This window comes from Chryseobacterium wanjuense (assembly GCF_900111495.1).
Taxonomy (GTDB): Bacteria; Bacteroidota; Bacteroidia; order Flavobacteriales; family Weeksellaceae; genus Chryseobacterium; species Chryseobacterium wanjuense.
In genome coordinates, this window is sequence record NZ_FOIU01000002.1 from 447675 (window position 1) to 468453 (window position 20779).

Consider the following 20779-nt stretch of genomic DNA (forward strand, 5'->3'; position numbering starts at 1 on the left):
ACTACAACCAACCATGAAAAAAATCCTTACTTTATTATTTTGCTTAAACTTAACATTTTTCCTCTGTCAGAAAGTTGAACTAAAAAAAATAACAGATTCATCTCAGGTTTTTAAAGGAGAAATTGCAGGTGTTCCGGTTACCCTTCAATTGAAATTCAGTGGCATTGTTGATTGCCATCAGTATCAGCATTTTGTAGATGGTTGGTATTATTACGACAAATATCAAAAGAAAATTCCGCTGACCGGAGTTTATAATCTTGGCAATCTGTATCTTTTCAACTTTGGTGATAAACAAAAAAAGGCGTCTAAAGCTTTTAAAGAAAAAATAACCCGCGATCTCATTGAAAAGTCAGACAGCATCGCAAAAACTTTAAAGTCTAAAGAAAGTCTGATTTTTGACAGAAATGATTCAAAAAAAGATGTTTCAGGAAATTTTCACTTTGCCAACAAAACCCTTTCTGCCAAATTATTCACCAAAGACACTCGAATTTACCGCTACAATAATTACCTCAGTATTCCGAATAATAAACGGATAAATACCTATGATTTCATAAATGCAGCCGGTGGAAATGAGTTGATTTCCTATATTTCAGATTCAACCGGAAACCGGGTTTTGCTGTATTTTGAAGAACCTTCCAACTTTAATTATTGTGGAATGTGCGGAGCCAGCGATGGAGAAAAAGGCTACCGTGTTTTGTATTTCACAAAAGACTGGAACTATAAAAGTTATGAAGAATTCCTTACCGAAAGCTGTCTGGAAAATATTTACGACACCAAGTTTACAAAAAGCAAAGATTCTAAAATATTAAAATTCAATATCCAGAAGAACACGACGTCTCCGGCTTATACTTTGACGGTTGATGTGAAGAATGCTTCTGTAAAAAAATTGAGATAACAATAAAGAGAGTATTTTACACTCTCTTTATTTATTTTTCCTGAATATTTTTCTAAAAAGATTGGGATAAAAATCTTCCGTTCCTATTTTCATTTCTTTCGTCCCCGGAAACAAAAATTTCAACAGCGGAATCAAAAATACGGTGAGTAAAACTAAGATTATAATATTCATTGTATGAAAATTATCTTGGTAAACGGCTTGCTCTCTTTAAAATCTCCTTATTGATATCGTTAATCAATTCCGGACCTTCGTAGATAAATCCTGTGTACAATTGAACCAAAGTCGCTCCTGCATCCAGTTTTTCTATCGCATCTTTTGCAGAGTGAATTCCGCCAACACCGATGATCGGAAAGGCTCTGTTGCTTCTATCAGAAAGATATTTGATCATTTTTGTACTTCTCTCACGGATAGGTTTTCCGCTTAGACCGCCATTTCCAATTTGTTCTAAAACTTCAGGTGGCGTTTTCAGACCTTCCCGGTTTACCGAAGTATTGGAAACTACAATTCCGTCAATTTTTGTTTCGGCAATCAATTCGATAATTTCATCAAGCTGATTATTATTCAAATCTGGAGCAATTTTCAGTAAAATAGGCTTCTGTACAGCTTTTGACTGATTGATTTTTTTAACTTCAGTAATTAATTCACGAAGATATTCTACATCCTCCAATTTAGCGTGGCTTCCCACATTTGGACAGCTTACATTCAGTACGAAATAATCGACGTAAGGATGTAGCCCTTCAAAACAATCCAGATAATCCTGGGTGTAATTTTCCGGACTTGTATCCGTATTTTTTCCGATGTTTCCACCGATGATGATTTTCCCTTTGTTACCTTTCAGCTTTTCGATCGCAGCTTGAAGACCATCGTTGTTGAAGCCCATTCTGTTGATGATTCCACCATCTTCTATCAGACGAAATAATCTTTTTTTAGGGTTTCCAGCTTGCGCTCTGGGCGTTACCGTTCCTATTTCTACAAATCCGAAACCTAAATCTCCCAATTCATTAAACAACACAGCATTTTTATCAAAACCGGCTGCCAATCCTACAGGATTTTTAAATTTCAATCCGAAAACTTCTCTTTCCAGACGCTTGTCTTCAATAGGTTTTGGGAAAAATAATTTGGTAAGAAATCCAAAATTTTTAAGCATCGAAAAAGTAAAGTGATGAACTTCTTCGGGATCAAATTTGAAAAGGATCGGACGAATGAGCGACTTGTACATTAAAAAAAAGTTTTACAAAAATACTCAATTTAAAATTAATCATGACTTAGCTTATGATATTTTATGTAAAAATGTTTTATAAGCATCATCTATAAAATATAAAATCAGAGAGATATTTTTTTGGCACAAAGATTTCATTTTAATATTAAGGAGCTTTTTCCCGCTTTCCATTTCAATCTTTTTTTGCAAAAAAGGATTTTCATTTCAATCGGGGCTAGGGTTACTGTCGTTTATTTCAACATTATGAAATAACGCAAAGTTTTTCATTCCGTAGGAATCTAGACTCAAATTTTTCATCTGATTTTCTCATACTATGCTTAGATTCTTCCAGGATGGCAAACGTGTTGGTAATAAAAAAACATAAAAAGCTAAGAATACGAACTCAAATCAAAATTCAAAATATCCCCTACTCTTTTGAACTCATCATCTATAGTGGCATTTACCGTAATTCTTTCGTTAGAAATAGGATGATTAAAAACCAATTGATGGGCGTGAAGCGTCATTTTGTTGATGCTAAATGTTTGAAGCCACAATTTGTTTTGCTTATTGCAGCCATGCTTTCGACACCCTAAAATCGGATGTAAAATATGTTTAAAATGCTTTCTCAACTGATGAAACCTTCCCGTTTCAGGAATGGCTTCTACCAAACAATATCTCGAAGTCTGATGTTTTAAAAAAGGTAAATCTATTTCCGAAGTCTGCAAACGATGATAATAGGTAACGGCATTTTGTTTGACTTCATTTTCATTAACCAAATCATAATCAATTGTTTCCTCTTCTTTTGTCCAGCCACGAAGAATGGCCAGATATTTTTTTTCGACCTCTCGTGTCGCAAACTGATCACTCATTGCCCTCAAAGTCTCTTTATCTAAAGTGAAAAGCAAAACACCAGAAGTTTTTCGGTCTAATCGATGTACAGGAAAAACTTTTTGTCCGATCTGCTTTTTCAATTCCTGAATAGCATAAGTATCTGCTTCTCCGGAATAAAAAGATTTATGAACCAATAATCCGCTGGGTTTATTGATGGCAATAAGATGTTCGTCGCGATAAAGAATTTCTAACATTCGGCAAAATTAGAAATTTCAAATCTATTCGATAAAAGTCTTTGTTAATTTTTGAATGTCCGTTTTTACAGTAATTTTTTTTGACGCAAAGTTCGCAAAGTCATTTTCCAATAAGTTTGCTTTTTTTTATGTTCGCAGAGCCGTTTCACTTAGCAAAGTTTACCAAGAATTTTTCATTATTTTAATCGTGATTGATTTTTAATTTTTTCTTTGCTTTGGTAAGTAAAAACCTAACGGGTTTTGGAAACCCGTTAGGTTTGAATGTTATCACAAAAATAGAAATTCCCGACTGATCTAGCCCTGATTGAACGGCATGTTTGAGCTCATTTTTTGTTTTTGGCGAAGCGGCTCCGCCGCTTCGCCAAAAACAAAAAATAGCGAGTAGTGAAAGCAGGTTCCCGGCTCCTGAAAAACTTTAATTCCTTAGATTTTGACAAGGGTCTCATTAAATTTCTTTACATTCGTAAAAAGACAATTAAGTCTAAAATTATGGAAGAATATTCTAATTTTTTCGAATCACTAATAATCATTTCTATCATTATGGCTGCGCTTACATTAGCTGCTACAGATCCTAAAAAACATAAAATAATAAGGATAACTTTATTTGTTATTGCTGCTATTTTTTTGATTGCCGGTTTGGGCGGATACTTTTTAATAACTGTATCTAATGTAGGTTCTTACCGATATTAATATTTTCCCGATAAAAAACATTATTTTTGCACTTCAGACGTTAAAAAAATTATGGCAAAGCAAGAAGATGTTTTCAAGAAAGTGATTTCTCACGCTAAAGAATATGGTTTTATTTTTCCTTCGAGTGAGATCTACGATGGTTTATCCGCTGTTTATGATTATGGACAAAACGGTGCCGAACTAAAAAATAATATCAAACAATATTGGTGGAAAGCGATGGTACAGCTTAACGAAAATATTGTGGGTATCGATTCGGCGATCCTGATGCACCCAACAACATGGAAGGCTTCGGGTCACGTAGACGCTTTCAACGATCCATTGATTGACAATAAAGATTCTAAAAAACGTTTCAGAGCAGACGTTTTGGTGGAAGATTACTGTGCTAAAATTGAAGATAAGGAGAAAAAAGAAATCGAAAAGGCAGCGAAAAGATTCGGAGATGCTTTCGATAAGGCTCAGTTTGAAGCGACCAATCCAAAAGTGTTGGAATATCGCGCAAAAAGAGAAGCTATTCTTTCTAGACTGGCAAAATCTTTAGAAAATGAAGACCTTGCCGATGTAAAAGCTTTAATTGAAGAATTGGAAATTGCTGATCCGGATACGGGCTCTAAAAACTGGACGGAAGTAAAACAATTCAACCTGATGTTCGGGACTAAACTGGGAGCTTCTGCAGATTCTGCGATGGATCTTTATCTAAGACCGGAAACGGCGCAGGGGATCTTCGTTAATTTCTTAAATGTACAGAAAACTTCCCGTCATAAACTTCCTTTTGGTATAGCACAAATCGGGAAAGCGTTCAGAAATGAGATCGTTGCAAGACAGTTTATTTTCAGAATGCGCGAATTCGAACAAATGGAAATGCAGTTCTTTGTTGCTCCGGGAACGGAACTTGAATTCTACGAACAGTGGAAGCAAAAACGCCTTAACTGGCACTTAGCCTTAGGTTTAGGCGATGATAATTACAGATTCCATGATCATGAGAAATTGGCGCACTACGCGAATGCTGCAGCTGATATTGAGTTTAATTTCCCATTCGGGTTTAAAGAACTGGAAGGTATTCACTCCAGAACAGATTTCGACCTGAAAGCTCATGAAAAATTCTCAGGAAGAAAACTTCAATTCTTCGATCCTGAAAGAAATGAAAGTTATGTTCCTTATGTAGTGGAGACTTCTGTAGGCTTAGACAGATTGTTCCTTTCCATATTCTCTCATTGCCTGAAAGATGAAATATTAGAAGATGGTTCGGAAAGAACAGTTTTATCCTTACCTCCGGCTTTAGCGCCAATTAAAGCAGCTATTCTTCCATTAATGAAGAAAGACGGTCTGGCAGAATATGCAGAAAATATTTTCAACGATCTGAAATATGATTTCAACCTATTCTACGAAGAAAAAGATGCGATCGGAAAACGTTACAGAAGACAAGATGCGATCGGAACACCTTACTGTATCACTGTAGACCACGATTCTCTTACAGATAACACTGTGACTATCAGAGATAGAGACACGATGCAACAGGAAAGAGTTCCTGTTTCCGAGTTGAGAAGAATCATCGACGAAAAAACAAACTTCAGAAACTTACTTTCTAAAATATAGATAAAAAGCCTTGAGAAATCGAGGCTTTATTTTTGTTTGAATGAATTTCCTTATCAAATTTATTTTAAATTTGTTTCTAAGATCAATTATATGGTAATTCTTATTTATTTTCTCACTTTCATCATACTTGCGGCACTTCTGTTTTATCTGTTAGGCTACGGATATCTTTTCAGCGGGATTTCCAAAACATACCTTCGGGGGAAGACAAGCGCAAATATTGATGACGGAAAATTTTTCACCAGCAACCTCATCGCTACAGAAAGCCCAAAACTGTGGGAAGAAGCTCCAGAATACAACAAAACAGAGTTACCGAAAAATATCGTTGAAGATTTAATTCATTCCAATACCGCTTCTTTTCTGGTTGTTAAAAACGGAAAATTAGTGCATGAACAATACTGGAAAGGCTATCATCAGCTTTCGAAAACCAATTCTTTCTCAATGGCAAAAGCTGTGACGGTAATGCTTCTGGGAAAAGCTCTGGAAGAAGGAAAGATCAAAAATATTAATGATAAATTTTCAGATTATTTTGATGAATTTAATACCAAAGAATTCGGAAAAGAGGTAACCCTGAAAAATCTGGCTCAGATGGAATCCGGCCTAAACTGGGATGAAGATTACAAAAATCCTTTTCTTCCCAATGCTAAAGCTTATTATGGGAAAAGCCTGATGAAAGCTACTTTTTCAAGGAACTTTAAAGAAAATCCTGGAAACAGATTCGAATACCAGAGCGGTTCGACGCAATTGCTCGGTTTTGCGGTAAGAAAAGCTGTTGATCAGTCTTTGGCCAGTTATTTATCAGAAAAATTCTGGATTCCGCTGGGAATGGAGCAAAACGCAGAATGGAGCACCGATGAAAGCGGCATGGAGAAAACCTATTGCTGCATCCATTCTAATGCGAGGGATTTTGCGAAATTGGGACAGCTATTTTTGGATAACGGAAAAGTTGGAGACCAACAAATTTTAAATCTCGATTTTATCGAACAAATGCGGACGCCGACTCAAAAATCAGGAGAAATCTACGGAATGGGCTTCTGGATCAACAATGATAATCCTATTAAACATTATTATTTCCTAGGTTTACAGGGGCAGTACATTGTCATGATTCCTGAGCATCAGATGGTGATCGTAAGAACCGGAAGCTACAATAATCTCCCTAAAAATGACCGTGGAAGACCGGATCAGGTAAAATTTTTAGTAAATGAAACGGTGAAGCTTTTTGCATAAATTATTATTTTTAGAACTTGTTTAAATTTTTTTTAACCACAAAAGAGACAAAAGATCTGACACATTGGTTATTTAAGTTCATTATTACACTGAAAATAAGAATAGATAAGTTTTAAAAATCTTTGATTTTTATTCTTTTGAAGGCTTTTGTTTTCAAAGTAGTTAAACTTTAAATAGTTCAATAATAGCTTTTGCATCTTTTACAGTTAATTTTCAATTAGTTTAAACAGACTTTAATTAATTTTAATCAAATTTCAAATTATCCTTATTTAAAAGTCATGGAAAAATACGACACAAAAGTTGATGAATACATTGAAAAATCCCCGGATTTTGCAAAACCTATTTTACAATATCTTCGTGAAACGATTCATGAAGTCTGCCCAGATGCGGAAGAAGCCATCAAATGGAAATTTCCAACCTTCATGTATAAAGGTAAAATTCTCTGCTCGATCACTTCTTTCAAGCAATATTGCAGTATGGGGTTCTGGCTACATGGGGAAATGAAAACGATAAAGGAGCTGGAAACGAACGCCGAAAAAAGTTCGATGTTCAGTTTGGGAAAAATTACCAAAATGGAAGATCTTCCTGCAAAACCTCTGTTGAAAAAAGCGATCCTTGAAGCGATGGAACTTACGGATATGGGAGTAACGATGAAAAAAGCCGTCCCTTCAAAAACGGAAACCCCGATTCCTGACTATTTTAAAGAAGTCTTACAGCACAATAAAAAAGCCTGGGAAGTTTTCGAAAAAGGCTCTCCATCTTTTCGTAAAGAATACATCAACTGGATCACCGAGGCAAAAACCGAAGCCACAAGAAATAAAAGAATGGAGCAGGCCATAGAATGGATTTCCGAAGGCAAAGGCAGAAACTGGAAGTATGAGAAAAAGTAATTTTTTGAGTTATGAATGATGAGTGATAAGTTTTGAGTTGTTAAATTTTAATATTTAAACTAAAATTTTAGTGGAAGCGGAAATTAGCTTCTTTTAAAGTATTATTTTTCAGGAAAGCTTCGTATTCCGGGGACAGCTGTTTGCGTCCGTATGTATTTTCTCCGCTCATACTTCCGAGGCGGACTTTATCTTTTCCGAATTTTTTATTCATCGCATCCATTGCTTTCATCACCGGAAGATGTTGGTTTTGGGTATCTTCTTCGAAAAGATTAATTAACCGTTGATCTTCAGGAACAAAATCATTAACGATCACTCCAGCTTTTTTATAATGAAAACCTTCTTTAAAGATCGCTTCAAACAGTTCGTTCACTACCCTGCCGATCAGGATCGAAGAATTGGTCGGATTGGGAAGAATCTGGGTTATGGCATTTCTGTATTCCGGAAGATCTTTTCGGAAACGGTTTGTCTGTACGAACACCGTAACCATTTTACAACAGGTATTTTGCTTTCTCAGACGTTCGGAACAATACATTCCGAAAGTTTCTACCCGTTCGCGTACATCTTCTTTTTTAGTGAGCATTTCCATGAAACTGCGGGTAACGGCAATGGATTTTTTTGGAGAAGGAGTGTCAAGCTCCAATTGGCGAATTCCCTTTAATTCATTAATCATCCTTACCCCATGAATTCCCATGACTTTACGAACCCACATTTCGGGCTTTTGAAGCAAATCCCAGGCTTTATAAACGCCGTTGTCCTGCATTTTTACAGCCAGCCTGCGGCCGATTCCCCAAACATCACCGATATTGAGCCATTTTAAAGCTTTTTCGATTTTTTCCGGAGTGTCTAAAATATAAACTCCATCGAAGTTACCCGGGAAATCCTTCACAATTCTGTTGGCCACTTTGCACAACGTCTTCGTGGGAGCAATGCCTATGCTTACAGGAATATTGACTTCTGTTTTAATCTTATTCTTAATCTCCATACAATAGTCGTGGATGTTGATGTATTTGAAGCCTGTGAGGTTTAAAAATAATTCGTCGATGCTATACACTTCATATTCCGCAACAAATGAGCTTGCAATATCAATCACTTGTTGGCTTCTGGCATTGTACAGTTCAAATTTTGCAGAAAAACTCTTTACATCATGCTCTTTGAAAAGCTCTTTATATTTAAAAGCTGGAGCCGCCATCGGAATCCCCAGATCTTTTGCCTCTTTGCTTCGGGACACAACACATCCATCGTTGTTGGAAAGTACCACAACGGGTTTGCCTTCCAGTGTAGGATCTAAAGTCCTCTCACAGGAAACGAAAAAATTGTTACAGTCCACTAAAGCATACATGACTAAAAACTGAATGTTTCAATACACAAAATTATAACTTTTAATGTATAAAATTATGGTTAATTTAAATTTTAACACAATAATTAACACACTGATTATCATTAAGTTAAATTATTAAAAAACACGTCAAGTTTTGTCGCCTCCACTCTATATTTTTGCTTTCCAAAACACTAAAAAATTGATATGGATAAAGTAACATTACAAAGAATTGAAAGGCTTCACCCTTTGGTAAGAGAGGAAGTAAAACAGATTATTAAAGAATGTGATGAAGCACTCACCGGAAGAGCAAAAGTGAGAATAACTCAAGGGCTGAGAAGTTTTGAAGAACAGGAAAAACTCTATGCCATCGGAAGAATTACCAACGCAAAAAAAGTAACCAACGCCAAAGCCGGGCAAAGCATTCACAATTACGGATTAGCAGTCGACATTTGTATGATGATCGACGGAAAAACCGCAAGCTGGGACACCGTAAAAGACTGGGATAACGACAAGGTCGCCGATTGGTACGAATGTGTAAAAATTTTCGCAAAACACGGCTGGGACTGGGGCGGGAACTGGAAAACCTTCAAAGATCTCCCACATTTTGAAAAGAAAAATATTGTAACGCAAAAAGGTCTGGTAAAAACGAGCTGGAGGACGTTGCTGAAAATGAAGGCGGATAGGGATGGGTATGTGATTTTATAGATTTAAAACTCAATTATTACTCAAAATAAATTCCCTTCTCCGGGAATTTATTTTTTAACACGACAAGTTCTGTCGCTTCCCCGATCTACCTTTGCTTTAAGGAAAAACACCAACAGCAATCATCATAATAAGCTAAAACCAATAGACATTTCTTCGGAAATCTATTGGTTTTACTTGTCTAAAGTTGCCAGGGATTTCTTTAAAAATGAGTAAAAACAACATGAAAAAGACAACCATTCTTTCTTTGGACGGGGGCGGAATCAGGGGAATTATCACCTGCATTATTCTGCGCTACATAGAAGAGCAATTGCAGTTTTATGATAACCCAAGCGCAAAACTTGGAGATTATTTTGACTTGGTTGCGGGAAGCAGTACAGGAGGGCTGATTGCGTCTATCATTCTATGTCCCGATGAACACCGGAAAGCAAAATATTCTATCCAGAAAGGATTAGAATTGTATGCTGAAAAAGGTGGCGACATATTCCAGGTTTCTTTCTGGGAACGATTAGTAAATCCATTTGGATTGATTAATGAAAAAATTTCCCAACAGGAACTTGAAAAAAATTTAAATGCTTTTTTTGGAAATTTAGAATTAAAAGAATTAATAAAACCATGTTTAATAACAAGTTATGATATCGAAAACAGAAGAGCAAAATTATTCAATTCGTGGAAGGCAAATTTAAGTACAGACAATTTCTATGTAAGAGATGTCTGCAGGGCGACCTCAGCGGCACCGACGTATTTCAGTCCGGTTCAGATCAAATCGATGTACGGACAGATTTTTAGTTTAATTGATGGTGGTATGTTTGCCAATAATCCCGCACTGTGCGCTTATGCAGAGGCAAGAAAAATTCCTTTTGCAGAAATTTTGAAAAATCATCAAAAAGCCAATCATCCGAATGTAAATGACATGATCGTGGTTTCCATCGGAACGGGAATTGAGGCAAGACCCTACTCTTTTAAAAAATTGGAAAAAGCCGGAAAAATAGGCTGGGTAAATCCGATAATTGATATTTTAATGTCTGCAAATGCGGAAACTGTGGATTATCAGCTTTGTCAGATGTTTCAGACATTAGGACTGAGAAACCAGAAAAATTATTATCGACTAAATCCTTCGTTGAAGAACGCTTCACCCGCGATGGATAATGTAAAAAGATCGAATATTGAGAATTTAATACAAGCCGGATTGACTTATATTGATGATAATAGAGAGGTTCTCAATCAGATTGTACAGAAATTAATCAAAAACAAAATATAAGCTTTTATCCTTATAATTGATCAATATAAGCTTTTTTGATTATATTAATTAATAATTATAAATTTAAATCATAAGGTCTGTCATTCTATAAAAGTCTAGGTTAAAGTCTTCTAAACCCATGTGAAGATTCTTATGGAATGACAAGCTTTGTGAATATAAAATTAAAGAAAAAAAGAAATGATAAATTTTTCTAAAACTTTTTAAACACGTCAAGTTTTGTCGCCTTCTGCTTCTATCTTTGGAGTATAAAATAAAGCACAAAAACAATCATTAAAAACTTAAAAATAACTTTTTGAATTCAACATTTATAAATGCTGGACAGCCTGAAATACGTTCAAAATTTAAATCAAACCCTCAAGCACAAAACATGGAAACACCAAATCACAATCCAGATACCATCTTCGATGAAGAGCTCTACACCATAGAATGGAGCGACATCGAAAACGCCGAGATAGACTATGACAACTATCTCAATGACATTGAGAACTTCTTCCGTGAAGATTTTGAAAACGACTTACTGGAAGAAGGTATGTATTAAACTAAATTTTTAAACACGTCAAGTTCTGTCGCTCTCCAATATTATCTTTGAGACGTCAATAAAACACAAAAGCTCATCTTTTAAAATTTTATAAAACTCCTTTGAATTCACCATTCACAAAATGTTGGACAGCCAGAACTGTGTTTAAAAATTACACTTAAAAATAACAAAAAATGAAAGTATAAAAAGTGGAAACATCACTAAAAAAACAAATTACGAACAACTCTGAAAAGAGCTTTAAAATGAACTCATTAATCCAAAACAAAATTTTATGAAAACAAAACAAGAACTAAAACTCTATTTTGAAAATGGAGACAAACCAATACAGGAGCATTTTTGGGAATGGCTGGATTCTTATTGGCATAAGGATGAGAAAATTCCTCAAACCTCTCTTGATGCTATTGAAAAAGTAGTCCCTTTTTTAGTTAACAATAATCTACAAGGTTCTGCCATGCAGCTTACTGTTCCTATGAATACCAAAAAAATTCTAAACTCTGCTTATGTATATACAGGAATGCCATATCAAATTGTAAAGGTAATGTTTAATGAAGGGCTTGAAGAAATTGAACCTTCAGCTTTTCACTCTCAGAACATTAAAAGTATTGAGACCCCTTCAACTTTGAAAGTCATTGGAGCTTATGCATTTGCTAACCAAGGGAATAATATCAATGGAATGGATTCAATAGAAGAAATTATACTTAATGAAGGTCTGATTACTATTGGTGACTATGCATTTAGTTCTGGTAGGGTAACTCTCGTCAAAAACTTATACATTCCTTCTTCCGTACAGTCCGTAGGTTTAGGATCATTTAACATCCCATCATTACAAACTGTTTCAGCACCAGCAGGTCTAGATCTAAGTAATGCAGGAATCCCTGCAACAGCAACAATCACATATAGATAAAAATTAATTATGAAAACAAAACAAGAAATAAAAAAATACTTCGAAAATGGGGATATTCCTAATCAGGAACAGTTTTGGGATTGGCAGGATTCTTATTGGCACAAAGATGAAATAATTCCTTCTGACAAAATTGATATTGATCTTTCTAATAAAGCGGACATAGTTGGAGGAAAAGTTCCAGCAACACAACTTCCAAGTTACGTTGATGACGTTATAGAGTTTGCTTCTTTTTCAGCTTTACCATCGCAAGGAGAGCAAGGAAAGATTTATATTACTACCGATAACGATAAGCTTTTCAGATGGACCGGAACCAGATATGTTGATATCACTCAAGGTGATGTAGGAACATTGCAAGCTGTAACAGAAAGAGGAAATGAGACCACAGAAAATGTTAAACTACAAGGCATTTATTTTGGAGGATTAGCAAGTGCCGAAAATATTATAATTGGTGATGAATCCTCTTATGTTAATAATCGTGCAGGCGGAACTATTGCAATTGGAAAAGGAGCAAAACCACAAGGCACTGATCATCTCGTAATTGGAAACAATGCAGTGGCGATTAATGAGAGCGGGTCAATTGGAAACACTGTGGTTGGACATTTTTCTATGGCACAATCCACAAGTTCAAGTGAAAATACCGTATTTGGATATAATGCCTTTAGCAGCGCAGATTATGCTTTTGCTAATACAGTTTGCGGAAGTTATGCAGGTTTATTTTCAGGTGACAATTTAACCCAGAACATTATTTTAGGATATTCTTCTGGTTGTGGATTAGGAACTCTTTCAACTAATAATATTATTATTGGTGCACAATCTGCTTTTGGCAATGCTGTTTTACAAAATAAGTTATATATACACTCCTCCACTACAACTCCTATTAAAACAGTCTCTGATGCCTTAATTTCCGGAGATTTCAATGACAGATATGTAAATATCAATGGTAAACTTTCAGTGACTCCAGGTCAAATGCCTTCTGCAGATAGCAGCTTTACTAAAAATCTTGTAGCAAAACCCGACGGAACTTTTGGTTGGGAAAATAAGAATGAAGCACTGCCACTATCCGGAACAGACGCTAATAAGCCTTTAACAGGATCCATTGAATACAAGGGAAATGATACTACAGGAATAAATTCATTCGGTTTCTACAGTAAGCTTTCCAATGAAAAATCAGGATTTGATATTCAAAATGACGGAACGCTTACTCCTACTATGTATCTGATTGGTGATACCAAAACCGATCTGTATCTTTCCTCAGATCATGTGGGTATAGGTTCATCAAAACCTGATTTCTCCGGGTTAAAAGGAAATATTTATTACGGCGACTATTACCAGGACGAAAGCTACGTTCAGAAAAAATACGTAGATAAAAAAATATCTTATTCATCCACCGAAGAAAAAACCGGCGGAAGATGGATCAACGGAAAACCAATTTATAAAAAAACCGTTGTTTATAATACAATTCCTTCAGATGGAGAGATTGATATTACGGCCGCATTTACAGATATGGAAGTGATTGTTTCCAATCAGATGTTCACAGACTGGCAAGCAATGGGTACCGCTTTCGCAGGGAATCAATGGAAGGCTGAAACCTTCATTACCCTAGCCATGAATTCAGTAAAAATCCATTCTATTAAATTCCCGGACTACGATTTTTCCCTTCTGGATTCATTCACCCTTACTTTAGAATACACTAAAACAACAGACTAATAACTAAAATCACAAATACAAAATGGCAACAGAAAACACACAAAATAATTCTTCACAAACTCTTTTCAGATTTGTAAGTCTTAGAAATCCACAATTAACAGAAACTAAAAAAGAAAATCTTGGGTTCATTCAAAGACCATCAACATTACCTAGTGTTTTTGACGGAAAAGTAAATCCTAATGATTCTGCATTAGCAAAATTTCAAGCTCTTGAGCGTGAGGCAAAAAACTTTGATTCTACAGGATATGAATCTGAGTTAATTATTGAACAGGGCGCTTTGTCAGAAGCCTTAAAAATTGGTAGAAAAATTGCTAAACGAGAAACCCTTTCTCTGTCAGATGAAAATACAGCAATAAGCCTTTATAACAGCAGTAGCATCCAAAGTAAAGTAGCCGCAGTATGGGATAATCTGATGTATCAGACGGTAACAGAAAAGAACTTTTACGTGAAGGAAGCATTGGTTCATATTCTAAAAGCACTTCATTTCGGATATGTCTGCAATTTACCTGTAACTGAAGAATTAACAAAAATTAATGGTACAGACTTAAAAGCGAAGGCATTAGAAGCAAGAGTTGTTTTACCAATGAAATTTTTCGGTGACGGATATGAAGGGGAAAACTCTGATCCGGGATCAGGAGGATCGGGTTCTACAAACAATGCATTCCAAGTAAATGTTTCCCAGATTGGTAATGGTGTAATTAACGGAACTGATATTCCTTTATCTATTCAACATCAACTTGTAGCAGAGGGAGATAAAATTTCAGAATTATCTAAACTTAATTTTGAAAAAGAAGGACTTACAAAACTAAAATCTGAATTGGAAAAGATCCAGGTTGTATATGTAAAATCTAAAAATAAAGCTCAAGAAACAGCATATTCTGCCTATAAGGAAGAATATAAAGATGAGTTTGACGCTTACAACTCACAGATTAGACAAATAAAGTCTCAAATTACAGAAGACATGACTCAACAGGAAATTGATCAATTGTATGAAGCCCTTCAGCCATTAAATGTTCCTCCTTTTGAGTTTGCTTATAAAGATCAACTCAATTTTGAAGATTTTAAAACAAAACTTTCATTAGATTCTTTAAAATTATTTGTCAGTCTTTTTACAGAATTGGAAAGTGGAGAAATTCCTGCAGACGGTTATGATTTTTCAATTATTACGGTATTAACCGATAGAAAACTACAATTAGGAAACGTTGTTGTTGAGATGATTGATTTCTATGATACCTATGTTGAAGTTTTTGAAAAATTAGATCAAGAATTATCTGCAAACATCCAACAATTATTCCAAAAATCGCCTCTTCAGGAACAGAAATACCTAAACCTTGGAAATGTTTTAGTTCCTGTAAGCAATTCTAGAAGTAACCTTTCTCAAGTTATTTCAAGAACATATTATCTTAAAGCAAGTTATAATCCGGTTTATTCAAGAACACCAGCTTCTCTTACGTTTTATTACCAGGCGGAAAGCAGCTCTTGGGGACTAGGTTCTGCAAAAATCCTGGCGACTACAGATATTGGAAATTTTGAAGAAACTTATTCAAATATTAGTATTGTAGACAATAAAGTAACATTCCCTCCTATTTTGGTTGATAAATTTGCGAAATTAATCAGATCATTAAGAATTCAGATTTTCTTTAATAATGGAAAACAAGCTACGGTAGAATATACAGATTTAATTATTGATCAACCCTACACAGGAGTTTTATACACTGAAGAAAAAATAACTGAAGATCCCGAAAATCCTGAACAAGGCGGACAAACACCTCAGCCGGGAGCATTTTTCCCAAAACATTTTGGAGTAAAAAGACTAGGGATTGCAGATTATCTTAAAGTAGTGCAGACAACTCATGCTTACGTTCCGGGTGAAGTTACTCATATCGAAAACGTAATGGCAAAAGAGTTTAAGCAAAAATCTACAAGAAGATTAAGAAGAAGTGAAATCCAAACCACAACTTCAAAATCTACTGAGAGAGAAACTTTAAGCGATACAACTACCACTACAAGAAATGACATGCAGTCTGAAGTTGCTAATATCATTCAGCAGGATATTAATGCAGAAGCGCATTTCAGTTATGGAAACAATAAAACGTTTCAGGTAGGAGGAAGCTTTGCGAGTCATAACTCTAAAGAAAACAGCACAAGACAAGCTATTGCAAAGTCTCAAGAAATTACCGAAAAAGCTACAGAAAGGCTTTTGACGAAAGTAGCAGAGGAAAGGATTGAAAAAATCATTGAAGAGTTCGAAGAAAATAATGCTCATGGTTTCGATAACAGAAATGGTGACAAGCATGTAATCGGTGTTTACAGATGGGTAGATAAGAAAATGAAGAATCAGATTTACAACTACGGGAAACGTACCATGTTTGAATTCATGATTCCCGAGCCTGCAAAGCTACATCGTTTAGCAACAGCTGCAACAGTTACTGAAACTCTGACAGCTCCTGTTGACCCAAGAACCTCTCCGGCACCATGGACGATGGCAGATCCTAAATCAGCATCCGTAGATCAGCTACAGCATTGGGCCAGCATTTATAATGTAAAACTGACAGAGCTCATAGAATCGACCAAAAAATTCACGACCGGAAAAACCTGGGTAAAACTAGATGGAAGTAATGAATATCAACACATTGCAATCAACATTCCAGACAATTACCAAGCGAGCCATGTAAAAATGTGGTACGGATTTGAGAAAGACGTAAAAGGAATAGCAAGATTATTTACAAGTAATTTTGTAGGAGGCTTCAATCAAATCGTAGAAACGTATTCTCAATCTGTAGACCTTATTGCAGATTTTGATCCTCAAAATATTACAGGTTCTTATGACTTTATGTATCAAGGACATAATATTGATTCTGTAAACTTTACTTTTGAAGTTACATGCAAACTTTCCGATGCTTACATGAACGCATGGAAACAGGAAAACTTTGATGCTATTATCACTGCTTATCAAGACGCTTATGCTGAATTTCAGGAGAAGAAAAAAGAACTGGAAGCCGCTGCAAAAGAACAGGAAGAAGCGAATAAGGAAAAGTTATCTAACTTCTATCGTGATATGGAAAGAGTAATTCTTAAACATAATTGTATCGCTTTCTTGCTTCAGGATTATTCCGCATTAGGTAAAAATCTTACCAACAATGCAAAAGCAATGCAGGACTTCAGTATTATTTTGGATGAAAACCTTGATCAGTACACCGCTTTAGCCAAGTTTATGGAGCAAGCTTTTGAATGGACTATTATGGATTATACATTCTACCCATACTATTGGGCAAATCGTGAAGAGTGGCAGAATATGTACTTATCAGAAAGTGCAGATCCGCTATTCAGAAGTTTCCTGCAGGCTGGTATGGCAAGAGTTATTGTTACGGTAAATCCTGGATTTGAAGACGCTGTTCAATTCTTCCTGACAACGGGAAGAATCTGGAATGGTGGCGAAGTTCCTGTCATTGGAGATCCTATGTACATGAGTATTGTTGATGAAATGCGTGAGCCGCTTGGATTAAAACAAGGAAAAGCATGGATTACTACATTGCCAACTTCTCTAAACATTCTTCAGAAAGATTCTGCAGGTTTAGTAACCACCACCGCATTACCATTCACACAGGAAAATCCTGATGAGTTTGAAATTCCTGAAGATGTTGTTACAGAAACTGAATTCTCAATCGTAGATTCTCAACTGAATTCCGGAGATGACAGATTTGTTGACAACATCGAATTAAATAACGGATTCCTTCAATTAACCACAGATGATAATCCGAAAGAAGTCGTAGCCCAGCTTCCTTTAGCTGATCTTAAAGATGCTCTTCAATAATTCTGTTGAATCATAATTAATGGGCAGAGTGTAAAGCTCTGCCTTTTTTATTAATCTTTAAAATTATTAAAAATGAATTTTCAAGAATATTTAAATGAAATAGGTTATTCAGATAATCCTCAAGAAGAATTTCAGAATTTTCTTAAAAATAAAAATAATGTTACTTTCCCTAAGTATGGTAATACTAAAAGAGGAATGGATAATGTAAACTCTTTTTTAAAATCAGCTCCTTTAGACAACAGCTTAAATTCTCAATTTACTGAGCAAATTTATTTCATGGATTCACATACAGCTGATTACAATTCTGTTAAAACGGTTACTGATGTTGGATCAGATCCAGAGGAAATGAAAATAAAATCAGAAGAGTTTTATTATTATCCCAATTCAGAAAATAAAAAATTCGCTTTTGGTGTAAAAATATATACATCAAAAAGTGCGAAAAAACTAGAAGAAGCATATAAAGTTACCAAACCCGGAACAAAAGAAATATTATTTTTTATAGAAGATAATACAGGAGATAAAACTGACTTTACATTTGGTGCGGTTCGAGTAGGAGAATATGTACAAGAAAGTCTTTTAAGTACTTATGATGCTCATGTCAAGAAGAATGAAAGCCTCAAAGACTTTCTTATTAAAGCCTTCAAAGAAAACACAGGGCAGGATATAGATCGAGGTTTTGTAGATGAACTTTTACGTTTTGGAAAAGCACAATACCCATTACTTAGAGGAATTTCCGGAGTTTATAAAGTAGTTGATTTTATTACATTCGGTGCATTTACACAATTTACCATGGATGGGCTTAGTAATTTATTGGAAGTAGCCATAGAATATGTGAATAAAGTAAAAATAAGTGAAGAAAGCTGGAATCCAGATGCTGAAAAAGGATTCTCTCCATTATTTTATCCTAAAGAAGCTGAAAAAGCTTTTGATAATATTGATGATGATGCCCTAAACAAGCAGGTACAAAGTATTGTAAGAAGATATTCAGATGATCTAAAAGCCATAGATAAATACATTGTTGATAAGTTAAAAATAGATAATCTCCGATCAAAAAATAATGGAATATTAGGTGTAAATGATATTGTTTATTCTGCTTTTAGCAGCGTACATACTAAATGTTTAAACATTATTAATGACCTAGGAAATTTTGACCTATCTGAAATCTTAAAAACAGGGATACGCTCTATTAATGCCTTTGCCTGTGGAATCTGGAATAGTCTTGTAGATACAATTGCCAGTTTATTGGGAATGATAAAAATGATTGTAGATACATCTATAACCTACAAAACACTTATGAAAAATCTGGAAACCCAATTACCAAAACTAATAGAGAGAATAGAGGAAGCCTTACAAGCTTGGGAAAAAATAGATTTCAAACAATGTGTATTACATTTTATACAAAAAACACTTGAATCTAATCTTACAATAAGCATTGTAAAAGTTGCATATTACTTAGGTTGTTTTTATGGTTTTATCATCTCCGTAATTATTGAAGTAATCATAGGTATTGTTATTTCCGGGGGAGCTCTTTCGGTAGAGGAAGTCGCAAGAAGAGTATTTCAGGAACTTTTTGGCTTGATTAGCGGTATCACAAAAGATGCTAAAAAGGCATTTGACTTTACCCGAAAATTAACAGCTAAATCTTTTGCTAAAATGGTAGAAGGTCTCGACGCTTTAATAGAACTCATGGAAAAAGGGACAGCCGGTATTATGAAGCTGATAGACGAAATGTATGAAATAGGTTCTAGATTAAAGGAATTTATTATTGAAGCATATCAGAAATTATTTAATACTAATGCGCGAAAAAAACTAGAAAGTTTAGGTTTGCATCCTACCCGTTACGAAAAAGGTGTATTTGATTTATGTCCAATTTCTTAAAAAATAAGTATTATGGGAGATATAAAAAAATGTATTAAATTAGCAACAAAGGCAATAGATGAAGAAAATTTTTGTACTATAATAAGAAATAATGTTGAAATATTTGAAGATATTCCAGAGAAAGAATTAGATAACTTTTTTTTAGAAATAGAAAATGAAGCAAAAAGGGCTGGAAGAAAAATAGACGATCAGCTTGATTATATAGTTGATTTAAAGAAAATTGCTAAGCAGTTGAGTTTCGGAAAAAACAAACTAGTGAAATATAGAAAACACGCACAGCAAATCAGAAAACTAGCAAAAAGGTTAAATATTGAGATTCCCTCAAAAGTTTCAAATCCAAATACTCAAAAAGTTATTGATGATTACATATCAAAAGTTATTTCAGAAGGACATGTTAGAAAGGGTCCATATATGACTTTAGGGGATTGTGTATATTGCAAATTAGACGATGCTATTATAATTCAGAGATTAGATGGAGAATTTGTTACTTTTCTTGAACATTCACTTGGAGGGGTTGCGAAGATGTGGGACCAAATATAATAATCAAAATCAGCAATAAATGAATAAATTAAAAAACAAAACATTTAACGGTATTTATAGAATAAATATCCTTGAAGAAGGTACAAAATATGAGCTTGAAGATTCAATAGTTTTAAAAGGTATTGAAACTTATCAATTATTTACAACTCAGGAAAGTTTAGACGTTTTAAAAATTAACAATGCCTATCATATTGATGGAGAATATTCTTCCAACCATATTGATATTGTCCCAATTATAGAGGAAGTAATAAATGTTAATAAAATATCAATAGTTTATGATAAAGATATTGATCAAATAGCTGCATTTTCAATAAAAAGTAATGCTAAAAACTATTTTTTTATTCGATATAGTGATGAACTGAATGTTGTAGAAAAAAATGAATATGAAAAATTAACTTCTAACATTAAAAAGATAGAGACAATAGAAATCTAATCAAATATTATTTTTTTAATAACTTCGTTATGTTCGCTCTTCTATCATAGACTATAGATTTTTTATTGAAACAATCTCGAATTCAAAATATTTTTATATTAAAACTACT

Annotated in this window: 17 protein-coding genes; 14 read left to right on the forward strand and 3 right to left on the reverse strand. The window is 34.6% G+C overall.

Features of this window, described 5'->3' with window-relative positions:
* The first annotated feature begins 13 nt into the window (after positions 1–13).
* On the forward strand, positions 14–895 hold the full coding sequence (locus BMX24_RS13775) for a hypothetical protein (RefSeq protein ID WP_089793643.1): 882 nt from the start codon (positions 14–16) through the stop codon (positions 893–895).
* Between the two features lie 181 nt (positions 896–1076).
* On the opposite strand, the gene BMX24_RS13780 is transcribed toward BMX24_RS13775, so the two are convergent.
* The gene (locus BMX24_RS13780; RefSeq protein WP_089793645.1) at positions 1077–2114 is read right to left on the reverse strand and encodes a quinone-dependent dihydroorotate dehydrogenase; all 1038 of its coding nucleotides are present in this window, start codon (positions 2112–2114) and stop codon (positions 1077–1079) included.
* Positions 2115–2482: 368 nt separating this feature from the next.
* Positions 2483–3178 carry a pseudouridine synthase gene (locus BMX24_RS13785; RefSeq protein WP_089793647.1) on the reverse strand — a complete coding sequence of 232 codons (696 nt, stop codon included), beginning with the start codon at positions 3176–3178 and terminating at the stop codon, positions 2483–2485.
* 489 nt (positions 3179–3667) lie between these two features.
* On the opposite strand from BMX24_RS13785, the gene BMX24_RS13790 reads away from it, so the two are divergent.
* The 4 genes from BMX24_RS13790 to BMX24_RS13805 all read left to right on the forward strand — a co-directional run bounded on the left by BMX24_RS13790 (position 3668) and on the right by BMX24_RS13805 (position 7575).
* Positions 3668–3868 carry a hypothetical protein gene (locus tag BMX24_RS13790; protein ID WP_089793648.1) on the forward strand — a complete coding sequence of 67 codons (201 nt, stop codon included), beginning with the start codon at positions 3668–3670 and terminating at the stop codon, positions 3866–3868.
* A gap of 51 nt (positions 3869–3919) precedes the next feature.
* Entirely contained in the window at positions 3920–5461 is a 1542-nt protein-coding gene (locus tag BMX24_RS13795) for a glycine--tRNA ligase (RefSeq protein WP_089793650.1), read from the forward strand.
* A 90-nt stretch (positions 5462–5551) separates the two neighbouring features.
* The gene (locus BMX24_RS13800) at positions 5552–6685 is read left to right on the forward strand and encodes a serine hydrolase domain-containing protein (RefSeq protein WP_089794702.1); all 1134 of its coding nucleotides are present in this window, start codon (positions 5552–5554) and stop codon (positions 6683–6685) included.
* Between the two features lie 278 nt (positions 6686–6963).
* A complete protein-coding gene (locus BMX24_RS13805) occupies positions 6964–7575 on the forward strand; it encodes a YdeI/OmpD-associated family protein (RefSeq protein WP_089793652.1) in 612 nt (203 codons plus the stop codon).
* Positions 7576–7642: 67 nt separating this feature from the next.
* Here the strand turns inward: BMX24_RS13805 and BMX24_RS13810 are convergent, their stop codons facing one another.
* Positions 7643–8914, reverse strand: a complete 1272-nt coding sequence (locus BMX24_RS13810; RefSeq protein WP_089793653.1) for a Y-family DNA polymerase — start codon at positions 8912–8914, stop codon at positions 7643–7645.
* 183 nt (positions 8915–9097) lie between these two features.
* Here BMX24_RS13810 and BMX24_RS13815 point away from each other — a divergent pair, with 183 nt between their 5' ends.
* The 9 genes from BMX24_RS13815 to BMX24_RS13850 all read left to right on the forward strand — a co-directional run bounded on the left by BMX24_RS13815 (position 9098) and on the right by BMX24_RS13850 (position 20670).
* Positions 9098–9598 (forward strand): M15 family metallopeptidase, encoded by a 501-nt coding sequence (locus tag BMX24_RS13815; protein WP_089793656.1) that lies wholly within the window; start codon positions 9098–9100, stop codon positions 9596–9598.
* Between the two features lie 220 nt (positions 9599–9818).
* Entirely contained in the window at positions 9819–10856 is a 1038-nt protein-coding gene (locus BMX24_RS13820) for a patatin-like phospholipase family protein (RefSeq protein WP_089794704.1), read from the forward strand.
* Positions 10857–11148: 292 nt separating this feature from the next.
* Complete coding sequence (locus tag BMX24_RS21055) at positions 11149–11394, forward strand: hypothetical protein (protein ID WP_139176850.1); 246 nt, start codon at positions 11149–11151, stop codon at positions 11392–11394.
* Positions 11395–11665: 271 nt separating this feature from the next.
* Positions 11666–12298 carry a leucine-rich repeat domain-containing protein gene (locus tag BMX24_RS13825; protein ID WP_089793657.1) on the forward strand — a complete coding sequence of 211 codons (633 nt, stop codon included), beginning with the start codon at positions 11666–11668 and terminating at the stop codon, positions 12296–12298.
* Between the two features lie 9 nt (positions 12299–12307).
* Complete coding sequence (locus BMX24_RS13830; RefSeq protein WP_089793660.1) at positions 12308–14005, forward strand: hypothetical protein; 1698 nt, start codon at positions 12308–12310, stop codon at positions 14003–14005.
* A gap of 22 nt (positions 14006–14027) precedes the next feature.
* The gene (locus BMX24_RS13835; protein ID WP_089793662.1) at positions 14028–17819 is read left to right on the forward strand and encodes a hypothetical protein; all 3792 of its coding nucleotides are present in this window, start codon (positions 14028–14030) and stop codon (positions 17817–17819) included.
* Between the two features lie 72 nt (positions 17820–17891).
* Positions 17892–19697, forward strand: coding sequence for a hypothetical protein (locus BMX24_RS13840; RefSeq protein ID WP_089793664.1), 1806 nt, complete (start codon positions 17892–17894; stop codon positions 19695–19697).
* Positions 19698–19709: 12 nt separating this feature from the next.
* Positions 19710–20237, forward strand: a complete 528-nt coding sequence (locus tag BMX24_RS13845; RefSeq protein WP_089793667.1) for a hypothetical protein — start codon at positions 19710–19712, stop codon at positions 20235–20237.
* A gap of 19 nt (positions 20238–20256) precedes the next feature.
* Entirely contained in the window at positions 20257–20670 is a 414-nt protein-coding gene (locus BMX24_RS13850; RefSeq protein ID WP_089793668.1) for a hypothetical protein, read from the forward strand.
* Positions 20671–20779 lie beyond the last annotated feature (109 nt).

Coding starts and splice junctions, on each gene's coding strand:
- BMX24_RS13825 (WP_089793657.1), top strand. CDS start 11,666: ATGAAAACAAAACAAGAACTAAAACTCTATTTTGAAAATGGAGACAAA.
- BMX24_RS13790 (WP_089793648.1), top strand. CDS start 3,668: ATGGAAGAATATTCTAATTTTTTCGAATCACTAATAATCATTTCTATC.
- BMX24_RS13815 (WP_089793656.1), top strand. CDS start 9,098: ATGGATAAAGTAACATTACAAAGAATTGAAAGGCTTCACCCTTTGGTA.
- BMX24_RS13840 (WP_089793664.1), top strand. CDS start 17,892: ATGAATTTTCAAGAATATTTAAATGAAATAGGTTATTCAGATAATCCT.
- BMX24_RS13830 (WP_089793660.1), top strand. CDS start 12,308: ATGAAAACAAAACAAGAAATAAAAAAATACTTCGAAAATGGGGATATT.
- BMX24_RS13780 (WP_089793645.1), bottom strand. CDS start 2,114: ATGTACAAGTCGCTCATTCGTCCGATCCTTTTCAAATTTGATCCCGAA.
- BMX24_RS13835 (WP_089793662.1), top strand. CDS start 14,028: ATGGCAACAGAAAACACACAAAATAATTCTTCACAAACTCTTTTCAGA.
- BMX24_RS13820 (WP_089794704.1), top strand. CDS start 9,819: ATGAAAAAGACAACCATTCTTTCTTTGGACGGGGGCGGAATCAGGGGA.
- BMX24_RS13805 (WP_089793652.1), top strand. CDS start 6,964: ATGGAAAAATACGACACAAAAGTTGATGAATACATTGAAAAATCCCCG.
- BMX24_RS13845 (WP_089793667.1), top strand. CDS start 19,710: ATGGGAGATATAAAAAAATGTATTAAATTAGCAACAAAGGCAATAGAT.
- BMX24_RS13775 (WP_089793643.1), top strand. CDS start 14: ATGAAAAAAATCCTTACTTTATTATTTTGCTTAAACTTAACATTTTTC.
- BMX24_RS13795 (WP_089793650.1), top strand. CDS start 3,920: ATGGCAAAGCAAGAAGATGTTTTCAAGAAAGTGATTTCTCACGCTAAA.
- BMX24_RS13800 (WP_089794702.1), top strand. CDS start 5,552: ATGGTAATTCTTATTTATTTTCTCACTTTCATCATACTTGCGGCACTT.
- BMX24_RS13810 (WP_089793653.1), bottom strand. CDS start 8,914: ATGTATGCTTTAGTGGACTGTAACAATTTTTTCGTTTCCTGTGAGAGG.
- BMX24_RS13850 (WP_089793668.1), top strand. CDS start 20,257: ATGAATAAATTAAAAAACAAAACATTTAACGGTATTTATAGAATAAAT.
- BMX24_RS13785 (WP_089793647.1), bottom strand. CDS start 3,178: ATGTTAGAAATTCTTTATCGCGACGAACATCTTATTGCCATCAATAAA.